Origin of the sequence: Phyllobacterium sp. 628 (assembly GCF_014189505.1) — a bacterium.
Classification (GTDB): Bacteria; Pseudomonadota; Alphaproteobacteria; order Rhizobiales; family Rhizobiaceae; genus Phyllobacterium.
The window spans coordinates 2,632,624-2,657,286 of record NZ_CP050301.1 but is presented as its reverse complement, the minus strand read 5'-3'; the positions used below and the strand labels follow the sequence as shown (position 1 = coordinate 2,657,286).

Below are 24,663 nucleotides of genomic sequence, written 5' to 3'. Positions count from 1 at the left end.
TAGGCGTCTCCGCAAAACAAGGAAAAGATGAAATGAACGGTCAAAACATCCGCATTCGCCTTAAGGCGTTTGATCATCGGATCCTTGACGATTCGACGCGGGAAATCGTGTCGACTGCCAAGCGTACCGGTGCCAATGTGCGCGGACCGATCCCGCTTCCTACGCGGATCGAGAAGTTCACGGTTAATCGCTCGCCGCACATCGACAAGAAGAGCCGCGAACAGTTCGAGATGCGCACTCATAAGCGTCTTCTCGATATCGTAGACCCAACCCCGCAGACAGTAGACGCGCTGATGAAGCTCGATCTTTCCGCTGGTGTTGATGTCGAGATCAAGCTGTAAGGCTTGAGGACGGAAGGACGAACCGATGCGTTCAGGTGTAATTGCACAGAAACTGGGCATGACTCGCGTCTACAATGACGCAGGTGAGCATGTGCCGGTGACAGTACTCCGGATGGAGAATTGTCAGGTTGTGGCTCAGCGTACAGTCGAGAAGAATGGCTACACTGCCGTTCAGCTCGGTGTTGGCCTGGCCAAAGTAAAGAATACGACAAAGAGCTTGCGCGGCCACTTCGCGACAGCGTCAGTCGAGCCAAAGGCGAAAGTAGCGGAATTCCGCGTCTCTGTTGACAATCTTCTTGATGTCGGCGTCGAGATCACCGCCGAACATTATGTTGCCGGCCAGAAGGTCGATGTGACTGGTACTTCAATCGGTAAAGGTTTTGCCGGTTCGATGAAGCGCCATAACTTCGGCGGTCACCGCGCAACACACGGTAACTCGGTAACCCACCGCGCTCACGGTTCGACCGGTCAGCGTCAGGATCCGGGCAAAGTGTTCAAGGGAAAGAAGATGGCCGGTCATATGGGTTCGACCCGTATCACCACCCAGAACATCGAAGTTGTTTCGACCGATCTGGATCGTGGCCTTATTCTGGTTCGTGGTGCTGTTCCTGGCTCCAAGGGTGCATGGATTTTGGTGCGCGATGCCATGAAGGTAGCGCTGCCAGCTTCTGCTCCCAAGCCAGCTGGTGTTCGCCAGGCCGCAAACACCGCAGCAGCTGTGTCTGATGCAGAAGTAGCGCAGACAACTGAGGGAGCCGAATAATGGATCTCACGATTACAACACTTGAAGGCAAAGACGCCGGCAAGGTGAAACTCTCCGAGGAGATTTTCGGTCTTGAGCCACGCGACGACATCCTTCAGCGCATGGTACGCTACCAGCTTGCCCGCAAGCAGCAGGGAACGCACAAGGCAAAGGGCCGTTCGGAAATCGCACGGACCGGCGCCAAGATGTACAAGCAGAAGGGAACGGGCCGCGCCCGTCACCATTCAGCTCGTGCTCCGCAGTTCCGCGGCGGTGGTAAGGCTCATGGTCCGGTTGTTCACAGCCACGAACATGACCTGCCTAAGAAGGTTCGTGCTCTTGCACTCCGTCATGCCCTGTCTGCCAAGGTAAAGGCTTCAGAACTCATCATCATCGATGATCTGGCTTCAGCCGATGCAAAGACAAAGGTACTTGTTTCGCAGTTCGCCAAGCTTGGCTTCGAAAATGCGCTTCTCATCGGCGGTGCCGAGATTGATGCAAATTTCCGTCGTGCAGCCTCGAACATCCCGAACATTGATGTTCTGCCAATTCAGGGCATCAATGTTTATGACATCCTGCGTCGCGGCAAGCTCGTGCTTTCCAAGGCTGCAGTTGAAGCTCTCGAGGAGCGTTTCAAATGACCGATCTTCGCCATTACGACGTGATCGTCAGCCCGGTTATTACGGAAAAGTCGACCCTGGTTTCTGAACATAACCAGGTCGTCTTCAACGTAGCCCGCAAGGCAACGAAGCCGGAAATCAAGGCAGCAGTCGAAGCGCTCTTCCGCGTGAAGGTTACTGCCGTCAATACGTCTGTGCGCAAAGGCAAGGTGAAGCGGTTCCGCGGCATCGTCGGGCGCCAGAGCGATGTCAAGAAAGCAGTCGTGACGCTTGCCGAAGGGCAGTCGATCGATGTTTCGACTGGTCTCTGAGGGGCCGTGGAGTAAAGACAATGGCACTCAAACATTATAATCCAACCACACCAAGTCAGCGTCAGCTGGTTATCGTGGACCGTTCGGAGCTCTACAAGGGCAAGCCTGTGAAGGCTCTGACCGAAGGTCTGTCGTCAAAGGGTGGTCGTAACAACACCGGTCGCGTCACTGCACGCTATCAGGGTGGTGGTCATAAGCGCACTTATCGCTTCGTTGATTTCAAGCGCCGCAAGCATGATGTGGCTGCCAAGGTTGAACGCCTTGAATACGATCCGAACCGGACCGCATTCATTGCTCTCATCCGCTACGAAGACGGTGAGCTGAGCTACATTCTGGCGCCACAGCGTCTGGCAGTTGGCGACAGCGTTATTGCTGGCGCACAGACAGACGTGAAGCCAGGCAATGCGATGCCATTGTCGTCGATCCCGGTCGGTACCATCATCCACAATGTGGAGATGAAGCCAGGCAAGGGCGGTCAGATTGCTCGCTCCGCCGGTACTTATGCGCAGCTCGTTGGCCGCGATCAGGGCATGGCAATCCTTCGCCTGAACTCAGGTGAACAGCGCCTTGTCCACGGTTCGTGCTTTGCCACGGTCGGTGCAGTATCCAACCCTGACCATGGCAATATCAGCCTTGGTAAGGCAGGCCGCAGCCGTTGGCTTGGCAAGCGCCCGCACGTTCGCGGTGTTGCCATGAACCCGGTTGATCACCCGCACGGTGGTGGTGAAGGTCGTACGTCAGGTGGTCGTCATCCTGTTTCTCCGTGGGGTAAGCCTACGAAGGGCAAGAAGACGCGCTCCAACAAGTCGACGGACAAGTTCATCGCTCGTTCGCGTCATCAGCGCAAGAAATAAGAGAGGTAGTCTGAAATGGCTCGTTCAGTTTGGAAAGGCCCGTTCATCGATGGCTATCTTCTCAAGAAGGCTGAGAAGGTACGTGAGGGCGGTCGCAGTGAAGTTATCAAGATCTGGAGCCGTCGCTCCACGATCCTGCCACAGTTCGTCGGTCTGACCTTCGGTGTGTACAATGGTAACAAGCATGTACCGGTCTCCGTCAACGAAGAGATGATCGGACACAAGTTCGGTGAATTCGCTCCGACGCGTACCTATTACGGTCATGGCGCGGACAAGAAAGCGAAGAGGAAATAACGATGGGCAAGGCTAAGGCTCCGCGCCAGCTTAAGGACAACGAGGCGAAAGCCGTTGCCCGCACGCTCCGCATCAGCCCTCAGAAGCTAAATCTGGTGGCTGCTCTGATCCGTGGCAAGAAGGTTAACGCCGCTCTTGCCGATCTGGAATTTTCGCGTAAGCGGATTGCAGGAACGGTGAAAAAGACTCTCGAATCAGCTATCGCCAACGCTGAAAACAACCATGACCTGGATGTTGACACTCTGGTTGTTGCTGAAGCCTATGTAGGCAAGTCAATCGTGATGAAGCGTTTCCACGTTCGTGGCCGCGGTCGTGCAAGCCGGATTGAGAAGCCATTCTCACATCTGACGATCGTTGTTCGCGAAGCTGAGGAAAAAGGGGAGGCCGCATAATGGGCCAGAAGATTAATCCGATTGGTTTCCGCCTTGGCATCAATCGGACCTGGGACTCGCGTTGGTACGCGAACACAGGTGAATACGGCAAGCTGCTGCATGAAGACATCAAGATCCGCAAGTATCTGATGGACGAGTTGAAGCAGGCTGCGATTTCCAAGGTTGTGATCGAGCGTCCGCACAAGAAGTGCCGCGTCACGATCCACGCTGCACGTCCAGGTCTGATCATCGGCAAAAAGGGCGCCGATATCGAGAAGTTGCGCCGCAAGCTGTCAGAAATGACAAATGCAGACACAACGCTCAATATCGTTGAAGTCCGCAAGCCGGAAACAGACGCAGTACTGGTTGCGCAGTCAATCGCTCAGCAGTTGGAACGCCGTGTTGCATTCCGCCGTGCCATGAAGCGTGCCGTTCAGTCGGCCATGCGTCTTGGTGCAGAAGGCATTCGTATCAATTGCTCGGGTCGTCTTGGCGGCGCGGAAATTGCTCGTATGGAATGGTACCGTGAAGGCCGTGTGCCTTTGCATACTCTTCGTGCCGATATCGATTACGGAACTGCTGAAGCACACACCGCCTACGGCATCTGCGGCGTCAAGGTTTGGGTATTCAAGGGCGAAATCCTTGAGCATGACCCAATGGCCTCTGAACGTCGCGCTGTTGAAGGTGATGGTCATCAGGGTCAGAACCGTCGCCGCGAAAACGCTTAAAATAGCGTCTTTCCGGAAAGAGAATTTTGGAGTAGAGAACAATGCTGCAGCCTAAGCGCACAAAGTTCCGCAAGCAGTTCAAGGGCCGTATCCACGGCGCGTCGAAAGGCGGCACGGATCTTAATTTTGGTGCTTTCGGCCTGAAGGCCCTCGAGCCGAACCGCGTTACCGCGCGTGAGATCGAGGCCGCTCGCCGTGCAATTACCCGTCACATGAAGCGTGCCGGCCGTGTGTGGATCCGGATTTTCCCGGATGTACCAGTTACATCAAAGCCTACCGAAGTCCGCATGGGTAAAGGTAAGGGTTCGGTGGATTACTGGGCTTCTCGTGTAGCACCAGGCCGCGTCATGTTTGAGCTCGACGGCGTTTCGGAAGAAGTGGCTCGTGAGGCTCTTCGCCTCGGAGCGGCAAAACTTTCGGTCAAGACGCGCTTTATTCAGCGCATCGCAGAATAAGGGGTGGATGTTATGAAATCCGCAGAAGTTCGGGCTTTGAGCCTCGATCAGTTGAATGAAGAGTTGGCTACGCTGAAGAAAGAGCAGTTCAATCTGCGCTTCCAGAAAGCAACTGGCCAGTTGGAAAAAACCGCACGTGTCCGGCAGATTCGCCGTGATATCGCGCGCATCAAGACAGTCGCCCGCCAGAAAGCGGTCGTAAGCAAGGCTTAAGGAAAAAACCATGCCTAAACGCATTCTGCAGGGCGTTGTCGTCAGCGACAAAAACGACAAGACCGTCGTGGTCAAGGTCGAGCGGCGCTATTCGCACCCGCTCCTCCAGAAGACCGTGCGCCAGTCCAAGAAGTACAAGGCCCACGACGAGAATAACCAGTTCAAGGTCGGCGATGCCGTTTCCATCCAGGAATCGAAGCCAATCTCGAAAGATAAGCGTTGGGTTGTCGTAACTGACGCCCCAGCAAGTTAATATTAATATCTGTATGTAAGTACGCAACAATCGCGAGGGGCAAGGAAAGCCCAGTCCGGTTGAACAAGAAGAAGGCGGCTAGTCATGATTCAGATGCAAACAAACCTCGACGTCGCGGATAATTCCGGCGCCCGTCGTGTCATGTGCATCAAGGTGCTGGGCGGCTCGAAGCGGAAGTATGCTTCGGTCGGCGACATTATTGTCGTTTCGATCAAGGAAGCAATTCCGCGCGGCCGTGTTAAAAAGGGTGACGTGATGAAAGCTGTGGTTGTTCGCACAGCCAAGGACATCCGTCGCGCAGATGGTAGCGTTATTCGTTTCGACAAGAACGCAGCTGTCCTGATCGACAACAAGAAAGAGCCTATCGGCACGCGTATCTTCGGACCGGTTCCGCGCGAACTTCGCGCAAAGAACCACATGAAGATCATCTCGCTGGCTCCAGAAGTACTCTAAAGGAGCAGACGATGCAGAAGATCCGTAAAGGCGACCGTGTTGTCGTTCTTGCTGGTAAGGACAAAGGTCGTACCGGCGAAGTAATCAAAGTTTTGCCGAAGGATGAGCAGGCGCTCGTTCGCGGCGTTAATCTTGTCAAGCGTCACCAGAAGCAGACACAGACTCAGGAAGCCGGCATCATTTCGAAAGAAGCGCCGCTCCATCTGTCGAACCTCGCAGTCGCCGACCCCAAGGATGGCAAGCCGACCCGTGTTGGCTTCAAGGTCCTCGAGAATGGCGATAAGGTACGTGTAGCAAAGCGTTCGGGAGACCAGATCGATGGCTAATCCAGCTGCAAAGATCGAACCTCGTTTGAAGAAGCAGTACCTTGAAGTGGTACGTAAAGACCTTCTCGAACAGTTCAAATATGACAACGAGATGCAGATTCCCCGCATCACCAAAGTTGTTCTGAACATGGGCGTTGGCGAAGCGACAGCTGATTCCAAGAAGCCAACTGTCGCAGCTGAAGATCTGGCATTGATTGCTGGTCAGAAGCCGGTTATTACCCGTGCGCGTAATTCGATTGCTACCTTCAAGGTACGTGAGAATATGCCGATCGGCACGAAGGTTACACTTCGTAAAGAGCGTATGTACGAATTCCTGGATCGCCTGATCACGATCGCGCTGCCGCGCGTTCGAGATTTCCGCGGTCTGAATCCAAAGAGCTTTGATGGTCGTGGCAACTTCGCCATGGGTATCAAGGAACACATTGTGTTCCCGGAAATCAACTACGATAAGGTTGATCAGATCTGGGGCATGGACATCATCGTTTGCACGACTGCGAAGACGGATGACGAAGCCCGCGCTCTTTTGCGCGCCTTCAACTTCCCCTTCCGCCAGTAACGGCAAGCGTAGCGAGGTATTTGAAATGGCAAAGACTAGCGCAGTCGAAAAGAACAAGCGCCGTGGTTTGCTCGTCAAACAGTATGCTGCAAAGCGTGCGCGTTTGAAGGCAGTAGTGATGAATCAGTCGCTTCCTCTGGATGAGCGCTTCCGCGCTACTATCCAGCTGGCAGAACTGCCACGCAACTCCACCAAGGTTCGTATTCGCAATCGTTGTGAAATATCGGGTCGTCCGCGCGGTTATTACCGCAAACTGAAAATGTCGCGTATCGCATTGCGCCAGCTGGGTTCGCTCGGCCAGGTGCCTGGCATCGTGAAGTCGAGCTGGTAAGGGAGAAGACAGATGTCTATGACAGATCCTCTCGGCGATATGCTGACACGTATCCGTAACGCAATCATGCGCAAGAAGGGCAAGGTTTCTACACCTGCCTCCAAGCTGCGCGCACGCGTTCTGGATGTTCTCCAGTCCGAAGGCTATATCCGCGGATACAGCCAGGTTGATTTTGAAAACGGTAAGTCCGAGATCGAAATCGAACTGAAGTATTTCGAGAACGTACCAGTAATCCGTGAGATTACCCGTATTTCGAAGCCTGGCCGTCGCGTTTACGTTTCGGTCAAGTCGATCCCGCAGGTTGCGAACGGTCTTGGTATTTCGATCCTGTCCACGCCTAAGGGCGTGATGGCAGACCACGAGGCACGTGAACAGAATGTCGGCGGCGAATTGCTCTGCCGTATATTCTAATCACAGGCTTGAAAAGGTTTGAAAAATGTCTCGTATCGGTAAAAAACCAGTTGCAGTCCCGGCAGGCGTAACCGCCAGCGTGGACGGCCAGACCATTAAGGCCAAAGGCCCTAAGGGTGAACTGAGCTTTGTCGCCAATGACGAAGTTCTGGTTAAGTTCGAAGATAACGCCGTTCGCGTTGATCCGCGTGACAGCAGCAAGACCGCACGGTCGAAGTGGGGCATGAGCCGCACGATGATCGTCAACATCTTCCAGGGTGTTAAGGACGGTTTTGAAAAGCGTCTCGAGATCAATGGTGTTGGTTATCGTGCGGCTATGCAGGGCAAGAATGTCCAGCTGTCGCTCGGTTTCAGCCACGAAGTGGTCTACCAGGTACCGGAAGGTATCACTGTTGCAGTGCCGAAGCCGACGGAAATCGTCATCACCGGCATCGACAAGCAGCAGGTTGGTCAGGTTGCCGCTGAGATCCGCGAATATCGTGGCCCAGAGCCTTACAAGGGCAAGGGCGTGAAGTATGCGGGCGAGAAGATCGTTCGCAAAGAAGGTAAGAAGAAGTAAGGAATTCGTGTCATGGCATCGCCGAAAGAAATCATTCAGCGTCGCGCTTCGCGTGTTCGCCGCCAGCTCAAGGCGGTTGCCGGTGACCGTCCGCGGCTCAGCGTCCACCGTTCTTCGAAGAATATCTATGCGCAGGTCATTGACGATGCGCGTGGACACACAATTGCATCCGCATCCACTCTCGAAGCTGACCTTAAGGGCAAGCTGAAGACCGGTGCAGATCTCGGATGCTGCGGCCCTGATCGGCAAGCTCGTTGCAGAGCGCGCTGTCAAGGCTGGCATCAAGGAAGTTGTCTTTGATCGTGGTGCCTATATTTACCACGGCCGCGTAAAGGCACTTGCAGAAGCTGCCCGTGAAGCTGGTCTTAGTTTCTAAGATCGCTTTTTAAGGCAAAACTATCGAAGTCCGGAACTGCAAGGGCTCGTCTCTTGTAAGCCGGACTTCGCAGTGCATATCGCCAAAAATCAACTTTGAGTTTTGGAATAGTATATGCGCTTCTAACCCGTTACCGCGTTCTATGTGCCTCCACTTAGATGCACGGCGCTGTAACTTCATTCGTGCTACCGGAAAAGAAAAAGGAATTAGGAGCATGGCACAGGAAAAGAGAGGCCGCGACGATCGTGGTGGCCGTAACGAAGAGCGCGATAGCGAATTCGTTGACAAGCTTGTTCACATCAACCGCGTCGCCAAGGTCGTCAAGGGCGGCCGGCGTTTTGGCTTTGCTGCTCTCGTCGTTGTCGGCGATCAGAAGGGCCGCGTTGGTTTTGGTCATGGCAAGGCACGTGAAGTGCCGGAAGCTATCCGCAAGGCAACAGAAGCTGCCAAGCGCGAAATGATTTTCGTACCGCTGCGTTCGGGCCGTACTTTGCATCACGATGTTCACGGCCGTCATGGCGCCGGCAAGGTTCTGCTTCGTGCAGCAACTGCTGGTACTGGTATCATCGCCGGTGGTCCAATGCGCGCTGTTTTCGAGACGCTTGGTGTACAGGACGTCGTTGCCAAGTCGCTTGGCTCGTCGAACCCATACAACATGGTTCGCGCAACGTTCGATGCCTTGAAGCACCAGATGCACCCCAAGGACATCGCTGCACAGCGCGGCATCAAGTACTCCACACTGCAGGCTCGTCGCCGCGACGTGGTTGGTTCGGAAGAATAGTAGCGCGGCAGGGCAGGGATCTCGATCCCGCCAGCTGTAGACTAAAGGATATAAGTCATGGTTGAGAACAAGAAGGGTAAGACGGTTACGGTCGAACAGATCGGTAGCCCTATCCGCCGTCCGGCAGACCAGCGCGCAACGCTGATCGGCCTGGGCCTCAATAAGATGCATCGCCGCCGGGTTCTGGAAGATACGCCTTCCGTCCGTGGCATGATTGCAAAAGTTCAGCATCTCGTCCGCGTTGTGGACGAGGCTTAAGAACTCCGGAGATTGATCAAATGAAACTCAATGATCTGAGTGAAAACCCAGGCGCCACCAAAGCTCGCAAGCGTGTTGGCCGTGGTATCGGTTCCGGTTCCGGCAAGACTGCTGGTCGCGGTGTGAAGGGCCAGAAGTCCCGTTCCGGCGTTGCCATCAATGGCTTCGAAGGCGGACAGATGCCAGTTTACCGTCGCTTGCCAAAGCGCGGTTTCACCAACATCTTCATGAAGAACTTCAATGAAGTATCTGTTGGCCGCATCCAGACAGCTATCGATGCGAAGAAGCTCGATGCCAAGGTTGCGATCACGATTGAAACCCTGAAGGCCGCCGGCGTTATCCGCCGCGCTAAAGACGGTGTTCGTCTGCTTTCCGGTGGTGAGATCACTTCTGCAGTAACGATTGAAGTTGCTGGCGCCTCCAAGGTCGCGATCGAAAAGATCGAAAAGGCAGGCGGTTCCGTCAAGCTTCCTGCTGTTAAAGCAGCTGCAGAATAAATATGCTTTTATAAGCGGCGGCCTTAGGGTCGCCGCTTGTACTTTTTTCGTCCCGCATCATATTTACCAAAAAACCCGTACCGATTCTTTGGCAAATATGATGGGTAAAACGCAGTGTTGGTGCGTCCATGAGGATGCACGGCGCAGTAACGGCACATATCTGGGTAGGACCGTCATTGCCTGACGGGCGCAGACCGGAGACTACTTATGGCATCAGCCGCTGAACAGCTCGCCTCTAATCTTAACTTCTCGGCTTTTTCGAAAGCTGAAGAGCTCAAAAAGCGTATCTGGTTTACGCTTGGCGCATTGCTGGTTTACCGGCTCGGCACCTACATCCCGCTTCCGGGTATCAATCTTGCTGCTTATGCTCAGGCCTTCAACCATCAGGCGCAGGGCATTCTTGGCATGTTCAACATGTTTGCCGGTGGCGCGGTCGCTCGTATGGCGATCTTTGCGCTCGGCATCATGCCCTATATTTCCGCTTCGATCATCGTTCAGTTGATGACGTCGGTTATTCCGGCGCTTGAACAGCTGAAGAAAGATGGCGAGCAGGGCCGTAAGGTCATCAATCAATATACGCGCTACGGAACGGTGCTTCTGGCAACGGTTCAGGCCTATGCGATTGCGGTTGGTTTGCAGGGCAGCCAGGGTATTGTCACCAATCCGGGTCCATTCTTCCTGTTCTCGACGGTTATCACGCTCGTCGGCGGTACAATGTTCCTGATGTGGCTTGGCGAACAGATTACTGCACGCGGTATCGGTAACGGCATCTCGCTGATCATCTTCTCCGGCATTGTTGCCAACCTGCCTCAGGCTATTTCCGGCACGTTGGAACTCGGCCGCACAGGTGCGCTTTCAACCGGCGTTATTCTTGCAATTATCGTTCTGACAATTGCTGTCATCGGCATCATCGTGTTTGTTGAACGCGCGCAGCGCCGCTTGCTGATCCAGTATCCAAAGCGTCAGGTTGGCAACCGCATGTTCCAGGGCGATACCTCGCACCTGCCGTTGAAGCTTAACACTGCTGGTGTTATTCCGCCGATCTTCGCATCGTCGCTGCTGCTTCTGCCTGCTACGATCGCGGGCTTTGCTCAGAGCCATCAGATGCCCGCATGGGCAACAACGATCCTGTCGTCGCTTGGTCATGGCCAGCCGCTTTATATGGCGTCCTATGCCGCGATGATCGTATTCTTTGCCTTCTTCTACACGGCCCTTGTGTTCAATCCGAAGGACACCGCCGACCAGCTGAAGAAGCATTCAGGCTTCATTCCCGGCATTCGCCCAGGCGAGCGCACTGCAGAGTATATCGACTACGTTCTGACCCGCATCACGGTTCTCGGCGCAGGCTATCTTGTCTTGATCTGCATGCTGCCGGAGTTCCTGATTTCCTGGGCTGGCGTTCCTTTCTATCTCGGCGGTACATCGCTGCTGATTGTCGTGAGCGTTACGCTCGATACGGTTGCACAAATCCAGGGTCACCTGATTGCGCATCAATATGAGGGGCTTATCAAGAAGTCGAAGCTCCGGGGAGGAAAGCGGAACAGATGAGATTAATACTTCTCGGACCACCGGGGGCAGGTAAGGGAACTCAGTCTCAGCGCTTGGTAGAAAAACTAGGGATACCGCAGCTCTCCACCGGGGATATGTTGCGGGATGCAGTCAAAGCCGGAACCGATGTCGGTTTGCGCGCCAAGGCTGTCATGGATGCCGGCAAGCTGGTATCCGACGAAATTGTCAATGCGATCGTTTCAGAGCGCATTGATCAGCCTGACGCCGCCAACGGCTTTATTCTCGATGGTTATCCCCGGACACTTGTCCAGGCCGATGCGGTCGAGAAAATGCTGAAAGACAAGCATTTTGAGCTTGATTGTGTGATCGAGCTTGAAGTCGATGACAATGTGCTCGTCGAGCGGATCTCCGGACGGTACACCTGCGCCAAATGCGGTACAGGTTATCACGACACCAACAAGCAGCCCAAGGTACCGGGCGTGTGCGATAAATGCGGTTCGCATGAGTTCAAGCGGCGTCCCGATGACAATGCCGAGACAGTCCGCACACGGCTTGAAGCATATTACAAACAGACTTCGCCCCTGATTGGCTATTACTATGCCAAGGGCAAGCTGAAGAAGGTTGATGGTATGGCGGACTTCGAGGAAGTCACAGCATCAATCGAAAAGATTTTGGCGGAACTTTAGATTTCGACAAAAATGTACAGGAGGAGTTGACTTTTCGAAGCGATTCCTTCAAAGACGGCGGAAATTCGCTTGGATATGAAGCGATCGGCGCCGATCCGGTAAAGCAGGTTCGGGGCTGATCGTTTGTGTTTGTCCCGGATATCATTTTCATCCCGTCATCTGGCCTGCCACATTGGTATCCCAGCTCTGCCGGTTAACAAGGAGAACAGACGTGGCTCGTATTGCTGGCGTCAACATCCCGACGAATAAGCGCGTTGTTATCGCGCTTCAGTACATTCACGGGATTGGTCAAAAATTTGCACAGGAAATCGTCGCTAAGGTCGGCATTCCTGCTGAACGTCGTGTCAATCAGTTGACCGACGCCGAAGTGCTGCAGATTCGTGAAACAATCGATCGCGATTACCACGTTGAGGGTGATCTGCGTCGTGAAGTTTCGATGAACATCAAGCGTCTGATGGATCTGGGCTGCTATCGCGGTCTGCGTCATCGTCGCTCCCTGCCAGTTCGTGGCCAGCGTACGCACACCAATGCGCGTACCCGTAAGGGTCCTGCCAAGGCAATCGCCGGCAAGAAGAAGTAAGATCGCTCCGGCGCGGTTCGCTGCGCCGGTTCTGCTTTTGCAGAGACAAGTGCCGGTTTCGCACTTTAACTGAAACCATGGTGGAGCCTCTGGAAATACGGAGGCGTCGAGATCAACTGAAAGGACTACTATGGCCAAGGAAGCCACACGCGTTCGCCGCCGCGAGCGCAAAAACATTTCGTCGGGCGTTGCCCACGTTAATTCGACATTCAACAATACGATGATCACCATCACGGATGCGCAGGGCAATGCGATTGCCTGGTCCTCCGCTGGTGCGCAGGGCTTCAAGGGTTCACGTAAATCCACGCCTTTTGCTGCACAGATGGCTGCTGAAGATTGTGCCAAGAAGGCACAGGAACATGGCATGCGTTCGCTCGAAGTTGAAGTTTGTGGACCGGGCTCCGGCCGTGAATCGGCTCTGCGTGCACTCCAGGCTGCTGGTTTTACGATTACATCGATCCGCGATGTAACGCCGATCCCGCACAATGGCTGCCGCCCGCGCAAGCGTCGCCGCGTCTAATCTGTTTCGACAAGATTTGACCGCAAGAGCTGATTTCAGCTCCTCTACGGTTTCCACGCTTCATTGCCACGATTGGATGGTGGCAAGGCAAGGATAGGGAAAAACTAGATGATCCAGAAAAACTGGCAAGAATTGATCAAGCCGAACAAGGTCGAGTTCCAGACCTCCGGCTCGAAGACAAAGGCAACGGTCGTCGCCGAACCGCTTGAACGCGGTTTTGGCTTGACGCTCGGCAATGCTCTGCGCCGTGTTCTCTTGTCTTCACTGCGCGGCGCTGCCGTGACTGCTGTACAGATCGATGGCGTTCTGCATGAATTCTCTTCGATCCCCGGCGTTCGTGAAGATGTGACGGATATCGTCCTGAACATCAAGGAAATCGCTATCCACATGGAAAGCGACGGTCCAAAGCGCATGGTCGTCCGTAAGGAAGGCCCAGGCGTTGTTACGGCTGGCGACATTCAGACGGTTGGCGATATCGAAATCCTCAACCCGGAACACGTTATCTGCACGCTGGACGAGGGCGCTGAAATCCGCATGGAATTCACCGTTAACACCGGCAAGGGCTACGTTCCTGCTGACCGCAACCGTGCGGAAGATGCGCCAATCGGCTTGATCCCGGTTGACAGCCTCTACTCACCGGTTCGCAAGGTATCGTACAAGATCGAGAACACCCGTGAAGGTCAGGTTCTCGATTATGACAAGCTGATCCTGCAGATCGAGACCGATGGTTCGATTTCCGGTGAAGATGCAGTTGCTTACGCAGCACGCATTCTTCAGGACCAGCTGGCGATTTTCGTCAACTTTGACGAGCCGCAGAAGGAAGTACAGCAGGAACAGGTCACTGAGCTTGCGTTCAATCCGGCTCTGCTCAAGAAGGTTGATGAACTCGAACTTTCCGTTCGCTCGGCAAACTGCCTGAAGAATGATAATATCGTCTACATTGGCGATCTTATTCAGAAGACAGAAGCAGAAATGCTGCGCACACCGAACTTTGGTCGCAAGTCGCTGAACGAAATCAAGGAAGTTCTGGCTTCCATGGGTCTCCATCTCGGTATGGAAGTCCCATCATGGCCGCCAGAAAACATCGAAGATCTCGCAAAGCGTTACGAAGATCAATATTAATCCGGGCTCTGCCCGACAACCAAGCCCGGGCAATGAGCCCGAACTGAGAAATTGAAGGAGAAGGCTCATGCGCCACGGTAATTCAGGCCGCAAGCTTAACCGGACTGCCAGCCATCGTAAGGCGATGTTTGCCAATATGGCTGCATCACTGATTGAGCATGAGCAGATCGTTACAACGCTGCCCAAGGCCAAGGAAATTCGTCCGATCGTTGAAAAGCTTGTCACACTCGGCAAGCGCGGCGATCTGCACGCTCGTCGTCAGGCCATTTCGGCCATCCGCGACGCCAAGCTCGTTGCCAAGCTGTTTGATACGCTTGCTCCGCGCTACGGCCAGCGCAATGGCGGTTACATCCGCATTATGAAGGCAGGCTTCCGCACCGGTGACAATGCACCGCTCGCAGTTGTCGAATTCGTTGATCGCGATGTCAGCGCCAAGGGTTCCAAGGATTTGACCCGTGTTGCTGCTGAACAGGCAAGCGAAGCCGAAGCCGCATAATCTGGCTTTGCATCGTTGGACTATTGGATCGGGGCCTTTACGGGCCCCGTTTCTGTTTGAGCTTTCCGATAATGGCATTAGTGATAGAGAAATCGTAATGGCAGATTTGATCTGACATCACCAATGTCTCAAATTTGCTTTGTTTCATGGCTGGTATCTCTGTGGAAATTCAGCACATTGGATTGGCAAGCTTTACTGATTCATCAGTTTCGGGAGATCGACATGAGTTCTAGGATCGCGATATCGGCACGGATGCTTCTGGTTTGCTCCGCGCTTGTTTCTGGTATGGCTGTACCAGTTTATGCGCAGACAACCACCGACACGGCAAAACAGGTGCCTGCATCCCGCGTCGAAACGCAATTGTCCTTCGCGCCTCTGGTGAAACAGACGGCCGGCGCCGTGGTTAACGTTTACGCGGCGCACGAAGTGCAGCAGCGCTCTCCATTTGCGGGCGATCCGTTTTTCGAACAATTCTTCGGCAATCAGTTCAAAGGCCCGCCGCGGGTTCAATCTTCCCTTGGTTCTGGGGTTATTGTCGATGCATCCGGTATCGTTGTGACCAATAATCACGTGATCCGGGATGCGGAAACCGTGAAAATCGCCCTCTCAGACGGACGTGAATTTGAATCAAAGGTTCTTCTGAAGGATGAATCTACCGATCTTGCGATCCTGAAGATCGATGCCGGTGAGCAATTGCCAATTCTGGGATTGGCGGATTCCGACAAGGTTGAAGTCGGTGATCTTGTTTTGGCTATCGGTAACCCGTTCGGTGTCGGCCAGACCGTGACAAGCGGCATTGTTTCGGCGCAGGCACGTACGCGTGTCGGCATTTCAGACTTCGATTTCTTCATCCAGACCGATGCTGCGATCAATCCGGGTAATTCCGGCGGTGCGCTGATTGGTATGGACGGCAAACTTGTTGGTATCAACACGGCTATCTTTTCCCGGTCGGGCGGCTCCGTTGGCATCGGCTTTGCCATTCCGTCCAATATGGTGCGCGCTGTGGTGGAAACCGCCAAGCAGGGCGGCGACAAGTTTGAGCGGCCCTATATCGGTGCGACTTTCCAGAACGTCACACCCGACGTCGCCGACGGCCTTGGCATGAAGCAGCCCTATGGTGCTCTGGTAACCAGTATCGTGAAGGATGGACCATCCGAGAAGGGCGGTTTGCAGGTCGGCGATGTTGTCTTGTCGGTTGATGATGTCCGCATCGAGAATTTCGATGGGTTGGGATATCGCCTGTCGACGGCCGGCATCGGCAAAACGGTTAAACTTGGTGTGTTGAGCCGGTCCAAGGAGAAAGTGATTTCTCTGGTTCTGGAAAAGCCCCGGCCGGATGATCCCAATGACAAGGCGGTTATTCAGGGCAAGAATCCACTGGCCGGCGCACAGATTATCAAACTGACGCCCAGCAGCGCCGCGCGTCTGCGTCTGCCTGCGGAGACGGTAGGGGTTGCTATTGAGAAGGTCTTTCAAAACACACCGGCTGCGCGTATCGGATTGCAACCTGGCGATATCGTGCGCAAGGTGAATGGCCGCGATATTACCAATGTTGCCGATCTTACTGAGGTAATGTCGGGCAAGCCTGTGCTGTGGCGCTTCGAATTTGAACGCGGCGGCGATATCATCCGGCAAATTATTCGATAGAGAAGGCACGCAGGACAATGACGGATCTGTTTTCGGCCCAAGATGATCCGGCTTCGGATCGAAGCCGGCCGCTTGCCGACCGTTTGCGTCCGCGATCCCTTGCGGAAGTCACCGGTCAGGAGCACCTGACCGGCCCGGAAGGTGCGCTGACGCGTATGATCGAATCGGGTTCGCTCGGTTCGATGATTTTCTGGGGTCCGCCCGGCACAGGCAAGACGACAGTTGCGCGTTTGCTTGCGGGTGAGACAAAGCTGGCTTTCGAGCAAATCTCCGCCATCTTTTCCGGTGTTGCGGATCTGAAGAAGGTGTTTGAGGCCGCCCGCGCCCGCAAAATGTCCGGCCGCCAGACATTGCTATTTGTTGACGAAATTCATCGCTTCAATCGCGCCCAACAGGATTCGTTCCTGCCTGTGATGGAAGACGGGACGATTGTGCTGGTTGGTGCCACAACGGAAAATCCATCCTTTGAACTCAACGCCGCTCTTTTGTCGCGTGCGCGGGTACTCGTTTTCCATCCGCATGATGAATCAAGCCTGATGGCGCTGATGCAGCGCGCCGAGGAGCATGAGGATAAACCGCTGCCTTTGGACGATGAGGCGCGGGCAAGCCTTGTACGCATGGCTGATGGCGACGGGCGAGCGATCCTGACGCTGGCGGAAGAAGTTTGGCGCGCGGTACGCGAGGGCGAAGTCTTCAATGCCGAGCGGGTGCAGCAGATCGTACAGCGCCGGGCGCCGGTTTATGACAAGGGACAGGACGGTCATTACAATCTGATATCAGCACTGCACAAATCAGTGCGGGGTTCCGATCCTGATGCGGCGCTGTATTATCTCTGCCGGATGTTCGATGCGGGTGAAGATCCGCTTTATATTGGCAGACGGCTTGTGCGCATGGCGAGCGAGGATATCGGTCTTGCCGATCCGCAGGCACTGGCCATCTGTAACGCCGCCAAGGATGCGTATGATTATCTGGGTTCGCCCGAGGGCGAACTGGCCTTGGCGCAGGCCTGTGTTTATCTTGCAACGGCACCAAAATCCAATGCGGTCTATGTCGCCTACAAGGCGGCTATGCGTGCAGCGAAGGAAAATGGCTCACTGGTGCCGCCCAAACACATTCTTAATGCACCGACAAAGCTGATGAAGGGTGAGGGCTATGGCAAGGGCTACGCCTATGACCATGATCAGCCGGATGCATTTTCTGGACAGAACTATTTTCCTGACGCACTTGGCCGTCAGACGTTTTACGATCCACCCGAACGCGGCTTCGAACGTGAAATCCGCAAGCGTATCGAATACTGGAATCGCCTGAGGATTGAACGCGGCGAGTAGCCTCGACTTTTAACCGCATATAAAAAGCCGCTTCCGCAGGGGCTCGACATTATACGTGCTGCGCGGTCAACACACCGCGGGCCATTCGCCCCGGAAACAACGGGTGAATCTGCCACGTCGTTGTGATCGATAGAACGCCGCTATCTACCTTGAAGAACCGAACCTGCTCGGTGCCAATCCAGGCCGGATGCCAAGCCGTGTCGACCTTTATGATGAGCTTATCCCCATCCTCGACCCGACACGAACCGGAATAAGCAATCATGCCCTCGAAAAGGGCAGCCGGATCATTATCGGGCCGTTCTGCGGATGTGAGAATCGCCATCATCCTGTCTCGTTCAATGACCATATGGCCGAGTGGGTTGACACCGTACGTATCCGCACGCGCGCCGCCATCTTCGAATTCGATCTGAAAAGATAAAATCTTCCACCATCCAAGCACCGAGTGGGCGTCAACATCCGGCTTCACCATTTCATCCTCCTCAGGCCCAAACAAAGGTACTAAACCGTCGCGAAATTTGATCAGGAATTTGGAGTTTTAAACTTGTAAGCGAAAATCTGAGCGGAACCAGATTCCCGTAAAAGGCCGCTTCGGTGAAGCGGCCTTTTGTTCAAGCTAGAGTATATGGTTTCAAGCCGCAGCTTCCGGTTTGCGCGGGAAAGGCGTGACGTTGGTTGTGTCGTCGTCCAGCTTGAGGCCACCGGCCTTGAGCAGCGCAGTGAAGCGGCCATTCTGGTGGGCCAGTTCATCAAAACTGCCGGACTCAACGATTTCGCCGCGATCCATGAAGAGCACCAGATCGGCATCACGAACAGTCGATAGACGGTGCGCGATGATGAACGTCGTGCGGTTCTGGCACAGCTTGTCGACAGCAGCCTTCACGCGTGCTTCCGTTTCCACGTCGAGGGCACTGGTGGCCTCATCGAGAACCAGGATCGGCGCATCCTTCAGGATAGCTCGGGCGATAGCCACACGCTGGCGTTCGCCTCCGGAGAGCTGCGAGCCGCGTTCGCCGACCATCGTATCGAAACCGGATGATTTCGACAGGATGAAGTCGCTGGCGTCAGCTGCTGCAGCAGCGGCTGCAACATCCTCGTCACTGGCTTTTGGACGGCCAACACGGATGTTTTCCTCAATGCTGCGGTTGAACATGCCGGCATCCTGAAACACGGTTGCAATGGCATTGCGCAACGAGCGGCGGCTGATGGTGCGCGTATCGATACCATCGACCAGGACGCGGCCTTCCTTGGGATCATATACACGCTGCAACAGATTGATCAGGGTCGTCTTGCCGGCGCCTGTCGGGCCAACAATGGCGATTGTCTCACCAGCTTTGGCCTTGAACGATACGTTCTTCAGGCCCTGACTGGACTTGGCAAACTCGAACGAAACATTCTCAAACTCGACGTCGCCTTTGACATTGTCGATATCGTGCACGGTCTTGGGCTCGGCCTGATAGGCAGCCGATGCTTCCATTTCGTAGAAGTCCTCGAGCTTGGCACGGGCAGCAAAAATCTGGTTGACGAACGCGCTGAGCTGATCAAGTCGGCCAATCAACAGGGCAGCAAAGCCTGTAAATGCCACAACCTGACCGACGTTCATCTGGTTCTGCATAACGAAGTACGAACCGAGAAACAGAATCACAACCATCGAAACGATTGAAGCCATGCGGTTGATACCGGCAGCCAGAGCCCACCAGTTGAGAACAGGATATTGCGAATCCAGCAACTGCTTTGTGTAGCTCTGCAGCGCGCGGGTTTCTTCGTCGATGCGATTGTAGCTCTGCAGAACAGAGATATTGCCCATCGAGTCGGTCACATGGCTGAACGCATTGATGTGGTGACGCTCTACCTGCGCCTGACCATCCTTCGTCTTCGCGGTAACGACGCGGCTGACGATGACATAAATTACGCCCAAAACTGCAAGAACGGAGGCAAGGCGCCAGTCCTGGCCAATGGCAAGCGGTACAAGGCCGCCAAGAGCCACGATGGTTGCAAGATGGGTGCGCATAAATTCCAGCCAGAGGCTGAATAGCGTTTCAATAGCGCGCAACAACGTATGCATGGCATTGGAGGTGCCGCGCTGATGATGCCATGCAAGCGGCATGCTGATGACGCGATTATACGATTCCGTCAGCACTGAAAGCTTGCGGCGATGGGCCAGCCGGTCTGCTTCGCGCGAAACCAGCACATTGGCAACGATGTGGAACAAGCCGACACCGGCCAGTTGGCTTAGGGGAGGCCAAATAGCTGTCTTAGTGGAGATTGCCTGAATAACACGACCGACAAGAACAGGTTCGAAAAGCATGGTCAGAGCCAAGGCAACGTTGACCAGGCAGATAAACGTGGTCGCACGTTTTTCCGCCCCGAGATATTGGAGAGATTTCCAATAGATCTGTAACAATGACACTTTGGCCACTCCGCTTGTTATGCCCGCTTCTGCGCACATTCCCCATTTTTACTCTGCATGAGGTGCTTGTGCACTGCAATATTCAATGCTCTAAAGTTGTGACGGTTCCGCGTCCATTCAAGGAACAAATTTCTACGTTTTGTAACGTCCCGTGATGAGTCAAATATTTGACTTCACAGAATAAACCGCCGGAGGCCAAGCAAGTGAACGCAATATTACTGGTCGCGTCGGGTGGGGCGATCGGGTCAGTCGCGCGGTACCTCGTGGGCCTGCTGATGACCCGCATTGTTGGGGCTGCATTTCCTTGGGGAACTCTAACAGTCAACGTGGTTGGCGGGTTGCTTATGGGCTTGTTTATCGAGCTTTTGGGCCGGCGTTTCGACGGGTCAGAGCAGTTGCGCCTGTTTGTTGCTGTTGGCATCATGGGTGGCTTCACCACCTTTTCATCGTTTTCACTCGATGTGGCATTGTTATGGGACCGCGGCGAGGGACTAAATGCGCTGATTTATGTGCTCGCGAGCGTCATACTGAGCATTGGCGCGCTGTTTTTTGGATTATGGCTCGCAAGAGCAGTCGCTTAGTGCTAAGCGCATGCCTGACTAGACAAGGTATGAGTTATGGCAGCGGTAGAACAGAAGACAGTTGACACGGGCGAGGCTGAAATGCGCCTCGATCGATGGTTCAAGGTACATTATCCGGGTTTGGGCTTTGGACCCCTGCAGAAACTGCTGCGGTCCGGGCAGGTTCGCGTCGATGGATCGCGCGCCAAGTCCGATACCCGGTTACAGGCTGGCCAGACCATTCGCATTCCGCCGCTGGCGGTTGATGCCAAGTCCGAAAATCAGCATTTGACCGGAAAGAGCATTCGCGGCCGGGAAGATGGCGACGTGCTTTCCCAGATGCTGCTTTATGAAGACCCCAAGGTTTTTGTTTTCAACAAGCCTGCGGGGCTGGCAGTGCAGGGTGGTTCCGGCGTCAATCGTCATGTGGATGACATGCTTGAAGCATGGCGCAACAAGAAGGGCGAGAAGCCGCGTCTTGTGCACCGGCTTGACCGCGATACATCGGGCGTTCTTGTCGTGGCGCGCACGCGTGGCGCTGCACAGGCCCTGACTGCCGCATTCCGCGAACGTGAAACCAAGAAAACCTATTGGGCACTGGTGAAAGGTATCCCGCGCAAGCGCGAGGATAAGATCACCACGTGGCTGGTCAAGGAAACGACGCCGGATGGGGATCGCATGCGTGTTGCCCAGCACGGCGAACCGGATTCCGACCACGCGGTTTCGTTTTATCGTGTGATCGAGTCTGCCGGACAGGTGCTGACCTGGCTGGAGATGGAACCCTATACCGGCCGTACGCACCAGCTGCGTGTTCATGCGGCCCATATTGGCTGCCCGATCATCGGTGATCCCAAATATTTCGAGGCAGATACGAACTGGTCGTTTCCCGGGGGTATCCAGAACCGTTTGCACCTGCATGCGCGGCGCATTCGCGTCCCCAATCCATCGGGAAAAGGGATCATTGACGTAACGGCGCCTTTGCCACCGCACATGGTGCAGACATGGAACCTGCTCGGTCTCGATGAAAACGACGGCGACGAAGACAATTAGAATTGGCTGACCCGTAACTTGCGCGCGCCGGTGGGGAAACTTACATCGGCATTGCCGGTCAATCCAAGCAAACCACACGGACGACGACGATGAGCAACGACCCTTTCAGCATGGATACCAAGGAAGGTCTGAACGATGCAGACCCGGTGCGCCGGGCGCAGATCCAGTCGAATCTGCCGTTTCCCAAGCGGTTCTACAAAGTCGTAACTGTGGTTGAACGCGACGGCCAGTTTGCAATTGAGCTAGACGGTAAGCGGGTCAAAACGCCGGCGCGGCAAGACCTGTTGCTGCCAAGCCGTGCTTTGGCGCAGATGATTGCTGACGAATTCGCGGCGCAGGACAAGGATATTATCCCGGCGCAGATGCCTGTCACACGGCTGGCCAACACCGCCATCGATGGGATTGTCACTGATCCGCAGGTCGTTCTTGAAGACGTGCTGCGCTTTGCTTCATCCGATATGCTTTGCTACCGTGCAGGTTCGCCTGAACGGCTGGTCAATCGTCAGACCGAACTTTGGGATCCGATTGTTGATTGGGCCGCTTCTGATCTTGGTGCTCGTTTCGTACTGGCGGAAGGTGTCATGTATGTGGAGCAGCCACGCGAGACGCTGGCCGCACTCGGCGTGCATCTCGGGCAGTTCAAGGATGCTTTTGCCGTTGCGGCCCTCCATACAATCACCACGCTCACCGGTTCGGCCATTCTGGCGCTTGCAGTGGCCAAAGGCCGGATTTCCGGTGACGATGCCTGGAAACTGGCGCATGTCGATGAAGACTGGACCATAGAGCAGTGGGGCGGAGATGCGGAAGCTGCCGCCCGCCGCGCTCTGCGCGAACGCGAGATGGTGGCTGCCGTTAAAGTGCTTGAGGCAATCTCGATCTAAGACAAGAGTTGTACTTGTCTTCTGTGATGTGATACATCACATTATCTTATGATCCGAAGTTTTCGTCATAAGGGACTGAAGCTCTTTTATGAGAGCGGTTCGACCAGAGGTATCAACGCTGCCCATTCCAAGCGGTTGTCTCGCATGTTGGCTTTCTTGGACCGGGCAACAGGACCAGACGACATGAATATTCCCGGGTGGCGCCTCCACATATTGCACGGGGAATTGCAAGGTTTCTGGTCGATAACTGTAAATGGAAACTGGCGGCTCATATTTCAGTTCATCAACAACGACGTGGAACTCGTCGATTATCTGGATTATCATTAGGGACCAATACAATGCCGATGTTCAACCCTCCACACCCGGGCGAAACGCTGCTGGAAGATGTCTTGCCGGCATTGCAAATTACTGGGACCGAACTTGCCCATCGTCTCGGCTTTGCCCGCGAAACACTGTCGCGGATCATGCATGGCAAGGCACCGATAAGTCCTGACCTTGCGGTTCGTCTTGAACGGGCAGGGATTGGCAAGGCCCGGATATGGCTTGGTGTTCAGGCTGATTATGATCTTTGGCAGGCCGAACATCGAGACCAACCAAAAATCGAGCCCTTTGCCAACATCCAATAAAAAACCCCGGCATTGCCGGGGTTTTCTTTGTCGCGCAAGGGTCTGATTAGACCGAGTAATACATGTCGTATTCGACCGGATGCGGGGTCATTTCGTAACGCATGACTTCAGCCATCTTCAGGTCGATGAAGCTGTCGATCTGGTCGTCATCGAACACGCCGCCAGCCTTGAGGAAGCCGCGGTCTTTGTCGAGGCTCTGGAGAGCTTCACGCAGTGAGCCGCAAACAGTCGGGATCTTCTTGAGTTCCTTGGCAGGAAGGTCGTAAAGATCCTTGTCCATTGGCTGACCCGGATGGATCTTGTTCTTGATGCCGTCGAGGCCGGCCATCAGCATCGCGGCGAAGCCGAGATAAGGATTGGCTGTCGGATCCGGGAAGCGGATTTCAACGCGCTTCGACTTCGGCGAGGAGCCGAAAGGAATACGGCAGGAAGCCGAACGGTTGCGGGCAGAATAGGCCAGCAGAACCGGAGCTTCGTAGCCTGGAACCAGACGCTTATAGGAGTTGGTCGACGGGTTGGTGAAGGCGTTGATCGCCTTGGCATGCTTGATAATGCCGCCGATGAAGAAGAGGCAATTTTCGGACAGACCAGCATATTCATTGCCAGCGAACGTTGGCTTGCCGTCCTTCCAGATCGACATGTGAACGTGCATACCCGAACCATTGTCACCGAAAATCGGCTTGGGCATGAAGGTTGCTGTTTTGCCATAGGCATTGGCGACCTGATGCACGACATACTTGTAGATCAGCATTTTGTCGGCGTTGCGTGTCAGATGATCGAACTTGATGCCGAGTTCGTGCTGGGCAGCAGCCACTTCGTGGTGGTGCTTTTCAACGCGCACGCCCATTTCGGTCAAAACCGTGAGCATTTCAGAGCGCATATCTTGGGCGCTGTCGATTGGCGGAACCGGGAAATAGCCGCCTTTGACGCGCGGACGGTGACCAAGATTGCCGGTTTCATAGTCGGTATCGTCGTTGGACGGCAATTCTGTGGAATCGAGCTTGAAGCCTGTATTGTATGGATCAGCCTTGTACTTCACGTCGTCGAAGACGAAGAATTCAGCTTCCGGGCCAACAAAGATGGTGTCGCCAATGCCTTCAGCCTTCATGTAGGCTTCGGCCTTCTTGGCAGTGCCGCGTGGATCACGGTTGTAGGCTTCGCCGGAGACCGGATCGAGAATGTCGCAGAGGATAACCATGGTTGACTGCGCGAAGAACGGGTCCATGTGAACTGTATCGGTGTCTGGCATGAGAACCATGTCGGACTCATTGATCGCCTTCCAGCCGGCAATGGACGAACCGTCGAACATGACGCCGTCGGCAAACATGTCTTCGTCAACTTCGGCAACGTCCATCGTCACATGCTGCAGCTTGCCCTTCGGGTCGGTGAAGCGAAGGTCAAGGAACTTAACGTCATTGTCCTTGATCTGTTTCAAAATGTCTTTTGCGGTCGTCATATCAGTTTTCCTTGTTCAGCGACGAGATGGCAGACTGGCCGCGAAGCCAGCAATGGAAATGCAGG

The 24,663-nt window shown here is 54.6% G+C and carries 36 protein-coding genes and 1 pseudogene; 34 read left to right on the top strand and 3 right to left on the bottom strand.

The genetic code is table 11. The features are described 5' to 3' along the window. Window positions 1–32: 32 nt before the first annotated feature. From rpsJ to HB779_RS14560, 29 genes and pseudogenes are all read left to right on the top strand, one after another. Window positions 33–341, top strand: a complete 309-nt coding sequence (gene rpsJ, locus HB779_RS14700; RefSeq protein ID WP_008124902.1) for a 30S ribosomal protein S10 — start codon at window positions 33–35, stop codon at window positions 339–341. A 25-nt stretch (window positions 342–366) separates the two neighbouring features. Continuing rightward, window positions 367–1,104 carry a 50S ribosomal protein L3 gene (gene rplC, locus HB779_RS14695; RefSeq protein WP_188343071.1) on the top strand — a complete coding sequence of 246 codons (738 nt, stop codon included), beginning with the start codon at window positions 367–369 and terminating at the stop codon, window positions 1,102–1,104. Continuing rightward, window positions 1,104–1,724, top strand: coding sequence for a 50S ribosomal protein L4 (gene rplD / locus HB779_RS14690; RefSeq protein WP_188343070.1), 621 nt, complete (start codon window positions 1,104–1,106; stop codon window positions 1,722–1,724). The genes rplC and rplD overlap by 1 nt, the downstream gene beginning before the upstream one ends. Continuing rightward, window positions 1,721–2,014 carry a 50S ribosomal protein L23 gene (locus HB779_RS14685; RefSeq protein ID WP_188343069.1) on the top strand — a complete coding sequence of 98 codons (294 nt, stop codon included), beginning with the start codon at window positions 1,721–1,723 and terminating at the stop codon, window positions 2,012–2,014. Before rplD ends, HB779_RS14685 begins: the two co-directional genes overlap by 4 nt. Before the next feature lie 20 nt (window positions 2,015–2,034). Further along, window positions 2,035–2,868, top strand: coding sequence for a 50S ribosomal protein L2 (gene rplB, locus HB779_RS14680; protein WP_188343068.1), 834 nt, complete (start codon window positions 2,035–2,037; stop codon window positions 2,866–2,868). 15 nt (window positions 2,869–2,883) lie between these two features. Then, window positions 2,884–3,162: a 30S ribosomal protein S19 gene (rpsS, locus tag HB779_RS14675; RefSeq protein WP_008124912.1), complete on the top strand. Its 279-nt coding sequence runs from the start codon at window positions 2,884–2,886 to the stop codon at window positions 3,160–3,162. Between the two features lie 2 nt (window positions 3,163–3,164). Next, window positions 3,165–3,554 (top strand): 50S ribosomal protein L22, encoded by a 390-nt coding sequence (gene rplV, locus HB779_RS14670; protein WP_106716807.1) that lies wholly within the window; start codon window positions 3,165–3,167, stop codon window positions 3,552–3,554. Further along, the gene (gene rpsC, locus HB779_RS14665; RefSeq protein ID WP_188343067.1) at window positions 3,554–4,261 is read left to right on the top strand and encodes a 30S ribosomal protein S3; all 708 of its coding nucleotides are present in this window, start codon (window positions 3,554–3,556) and stop codon (window positions 4,259–4,261) included. The genes rplV and rpsC overlap by 1 nt, the downstream gene beginning before the upstream one ends. A 41-nt stretch (window positions 4,262–4,302) precedes the next feature. Beyond that, the gene (rplP, locus tag HB779_RS14660) at window positions 4,303–4,716 is read left to right on the top strand and encodes a 50S ribosomal protein L16 (RefSeq protein ID WP_106663214.1); all 414 of its coding nucleotides are present in this window, start codon (window positions 4,303–4,305) and stop codon (window positions 4,714–4,716) included. A gap of 12 nt (window positions 4,717–4,728) precedes the next feature. Then, on the top strand, window positions 4,729–4,929 hold the full coding sequence (rpmC, locus tag HB779_RS14655; protein ID WP_182551949.1) for a 50S ribosomal protein L29: 201 nt from the start codon (window positions 4,729–4,731) through the stop codon (window positions 4,927–4,929). 10 nt (window positions 4,930–4,939) lie between these two features. Then, a complete protein-coding gene (gene rpsQ / locus HB779_RS14650) occupies window positions 4,940–5,182 on the top strand; it encodes a 30S ribosomal protein S17 (protein ID WP_099999158.1) in 243 nt (80 codons plus the stop codon). An 84-nt stretch (window positions 5,183–5,266) separates the two neighbouring features. Further along, entirely contained in the window at window positions 5,267–5,635 is a 369-nt protein-coding gene (rplN, locus tag HB779_RS14645; protein WP_068881785.1) for a 50S ribosomal protein L14, read from the top strand. Window positions 5,636–5,646: 11 nt separating this feature from the next. Further along, window positions 5,647–5,961, top strand: coding sequence for a 50S ribosomal protein L24 (gene rplX / locus HB779_RS14640; RefSeq protein ID WP_188343066.1), 315 nt, complete (start codon window positions 5,647–5,649; stop codon window positions 5,959–5,961). Further along, complete coding sequence (gene rplE, locus HB779_RS14635) at window positions 5,954–6,517, top strand: 50S ribosomal protein L5 (RefSeq protein WP_112526652.1); 564 nt, start codon at window positions 5,954–5,956, stop codon at window positions 6,515–6,517. Before rplX ends, rplE begins: the two co-directional genes overlap by 8 nt. Before the next feature lie 25 nt (window positions 6,518–6,542). Further along, window positions 6,543–6,848, top strand: a complete 306-nt coding sequence (gene rpsN, locus HB779_RS14630) for a 30S ribosomal protein S14 (protein WP_182551947.1) — start codon at window positions 6,543–6,545, stop codon at window positions 6,846–6,848. Window positions 6,849–6,860: 12 nt separating this feature from the next. Continuing rightward, window positions 6,861–7,259: a 30S ribosomal protein S8 gene (rpsH, locus tag HB779_RS14625; RefSeq protein WP_091876988.1), complete on the top strand. Its 399-nt coding sequence runs from the start codon at window positions 6,861–6,863 to the stop codon at window positions 7,257–7,259. A gap of 25 nt (window positions 7,260–7,284) precedes the next feature. Continuing rightward, a complete protein-coding gene (gene rplF, locus HB779_RS14620; RefSeq protein WP_188343065.1) occupies window positions 7,285–7,818 on the top strand; it encodes a 50S ribosomal protein L6 in 534 nt (177 codons plus the stop codon). 12 nt (window positions 7,819–7,830) lie between these two features. Then, a pseudogene (gene rplR / locus HB779_RS14615) lies at window positions 7,831–8,194 on the top strand (50S ribosomal protein L18). Window positions 8,195–8,408: 214 nt separating this feature from the next. Further along, window positions 8,409–8,975, top strand: coding sequence for a 30S ribosomal protein S5 (gene rpsE / locus HB779_RS14610; protein ID WP_008124939.1), 567 nt, complete (start codon window positions 8,409–8,411; stop codon window positions 8,973–8,975). A gap of 57 nt (window positions 8,976–9,032) precedes the next feature. Continuing rightward, window positions 9,033–9,233, top strand: a complete 201-nt coding sequence (rpmD, locus tag HB779_RS14605; protein WP_188343064.1) for a 50S ribosomal protein L30 — start codon at window positions 9,033–9,035, stop codon at window positions 9,231–9,233. A gap of 20 nt (window positions 9,234–9,253) precedes the next feature. Next, the gene (gene rplO / locus HB779_RS14600; protein WP_188343063.1) at window positions 9,254–9,730 is read left to right on the top strand and encodes a 50S ribosomal protein L15; all 477 of its coding nucleotides are present in this window, start codon (window positions 9,254–9,256) and stop codon (window positions 9,728–9,730) included. A gap of 207 nt (window positions 9,731–9,937) precedes the next feature. After that, entirely contained in the window at window positions 9,938–11,278 is a 1,341-nt protein-coding gene (gene secY / locus HB779_RS14595; RefSeq protein ID WP_188343062.1) for a preprotein translocase subunit SecY, read from the top strand. Continuing rightward, window positions 11,275–11,925: an adenylate kinase gene (locus HB779_RS14590; protein ID WP_188343061.1), complete on the top strand. Its 651-nt coding sequence runs from the start codon at window positions 11,275–11,277 to the stop codon at window positions 11,923–11,925. Before secY ends, HB779_RS14590 begins: the two co-directional genes overlap by 4 nt. 211 nt (window positions 11,926–12,136) lie before the next feature. Beyond that, complete coding sequence (gene rpsM, locus HB779_RS14585; RefSeq protein ID WP_091876975.1) at window positions 12,137–12,505, top strand: 30S ribosomal protein S13; 369 nt, start codon at window positions 12,137–12,139, stop codon at window positions 12,503–12,505. Between the two features lie 130 nt (window positions 12,506–12,635). Continuing rightward, window positions 12,636–13,025: a 30S ribosomal protein S11 gene (gene rpsK / locus HB779_RS14580; protein WP_008124952.1), complete on the top strand. Its 390-nt coding sequence runs from the start codon at window positions 12,636–12,638 to the stop codon at window positions 13,023–13,025. A gap of 108 nt (window positions 13,026–13,133) precedes the next feature. Beyond that, on the top strand, window positions 13,134–14,147 hold the full coding sequence (locus tag HB779_RS14575; RefSeq protein ID WP_091876973.1) for a DNA-directed RNA polymerase subunit alpha: 1,014 nt from the start codon (window positions 13,134–13,136) through the stop codon (window positions 14,145–14,147). Between the two features lie 67 nt (window positions 14,148–14,214). After that, window positions 14,215–14,643, top strand: a complete 429-nt coding sequence (gene rplQ, locus HB779_RS14570; RefSeq protein WP_188343060.1) for a 50S ribosomal protein L17 — start codon at window positions 14,215–14,217, stop codon at window positions 14,641–14,643. Window positions 14,644–14,865: 222 nt separating this feature from the next. Continuing rightward, a complete protein-coding gene (locus HB779_RS14565; protein ID WP_188343059.1) occupies window positions 14,866–16,290 on the top strand; it encodes a DegQ family serine endoprotease in 1,425 nt (474 codons plus the stop codon). 17 nt (window positions 16,291–16,307) lie between these two features. Beyond that, window positions 16,308–17,618: a replication-associated recombination protein A gene (locus HB779_RS14560; RefSeq protein WP_188343058.1), complete on the top strand. Its 1,311-nt coding sequence runs from the start codon at window positions 16,308–16,310 to the stop codon at window positions 17,616–17,618. 49 nt (window positions 17,619–17,667) lie between these two features. Here HB779_RS14560 and HB779_RS14555 read toward each other — a convergent pair whose 3' ends face one another. Both HB779_RS14555 and HB779_RS14550 read right to left on the bottom strand, forming a co-directional pair. Continuing rightward, window positions 17,668–18,087 (bottom strand): lipocalin-like domain-containing protein, encoded by a 420-nt coding sequence (locus tag HB779_RS14555; RefSeq protein WP_188343057.1) that lies wholly within the window; start codon window positions 18,085–18,087, stop codon window positions 17,668–17,670. 159 nt (window positions 18,088–18,246) lie between these two features. After that, window positions 18,247–20,025 carry a glucan ABC transporter ATP-binding protein/ permease gene (locus HB779_RS14550; RefSeq protein WP_188343056.1) on the bottom strand — a complete coding sequence of 593 codons (1,779 nt, stop codon included), beginning with the start codon at window positions 20,023–20,025 and terminating at the stop codon, window positions 18,247–18,249. A gap of 203 nt (window positions 20,026–20,228) precedes the next feature. On the opposite strand from HB779_RS14550, the gene crcB reads away from it, so the two are divergent. From crcB to HB779_RS14525, 5 genes are all read left to right on the top strand, one after another. Beyond that, window positions 20,229–20,606: a fluoride efflux transporter CrcB gene (gene crcB, locus HB779_RS14545; RefSeq protein ID WP_188345940.1), complete on the top strand. Its 378-nt coding sequence runs from the start codon at window positions 20,229–20,231 to the stop codon at window positions 20,604–20,606. Between the two features lie 36 nt (window positions 20,607–20,642). Beyond that, entirely contained in the window at window positions 20,643–21,635 is a 993-nt protein-coding gene (locus tag HB779_RS14540; protein WP_188343055.1) for an RluA family pseudouridine synthase, read from the top strand. An 89-nt stretch (window positions 21,636–21,724) separates the two neighbouring features. Next, window positions 21,725–22,516 (top strand): ATP12 family chaperone protein, encoded by a 792-nt coding sequence (locus tag HB779_RS14535; RefSeq protein ID WP_188343054.1) that lies wholly within the window; start codon window positions 21,725–21,727, stop codon window positions 22,514–22,516. Between the two features lie 48 nt (window positions 22,517–22,564). Next, entirely contained in the window at window positions 22,565–22,843 is a 279-nt protein-coding gene (locus HB779_RS14530; RefSeq protein ID WP_188343053.1) for a type II toxin-antitoxin system RelE/ParE family toxin, read from the top strand. An 11-nt stretch (window positions 22,844–22,854) separates the two neighbouring features. Next, complete coding sequence (locus tag HB779_RS14525) at window positions 22,855–23,142, top strand: HigA family addiction module antitoxin (protein WP_188343052.1); 288 nt, start codon at window positions 22,855–22,857, stop codon at window positions 23,140–23,142. 46 nt (window positions 23,143–23,188) lie between these two features. Here the strand turns inward: HB779_RS14525 and glnA are convergent, their stop codons facing one another. Then, a complete protein-coding gene (gene glnA / locus HB779_RS14520) occupies window positions 23,189–24,598 on the bottom strand; it encodes a type I glutamate--ammonia ligase (protein WP_188343051.1) in 1,410 nt (469 codons plus the stop codon). Window positions 24,599–24,663: the final 65 nt, after the last annotated feature.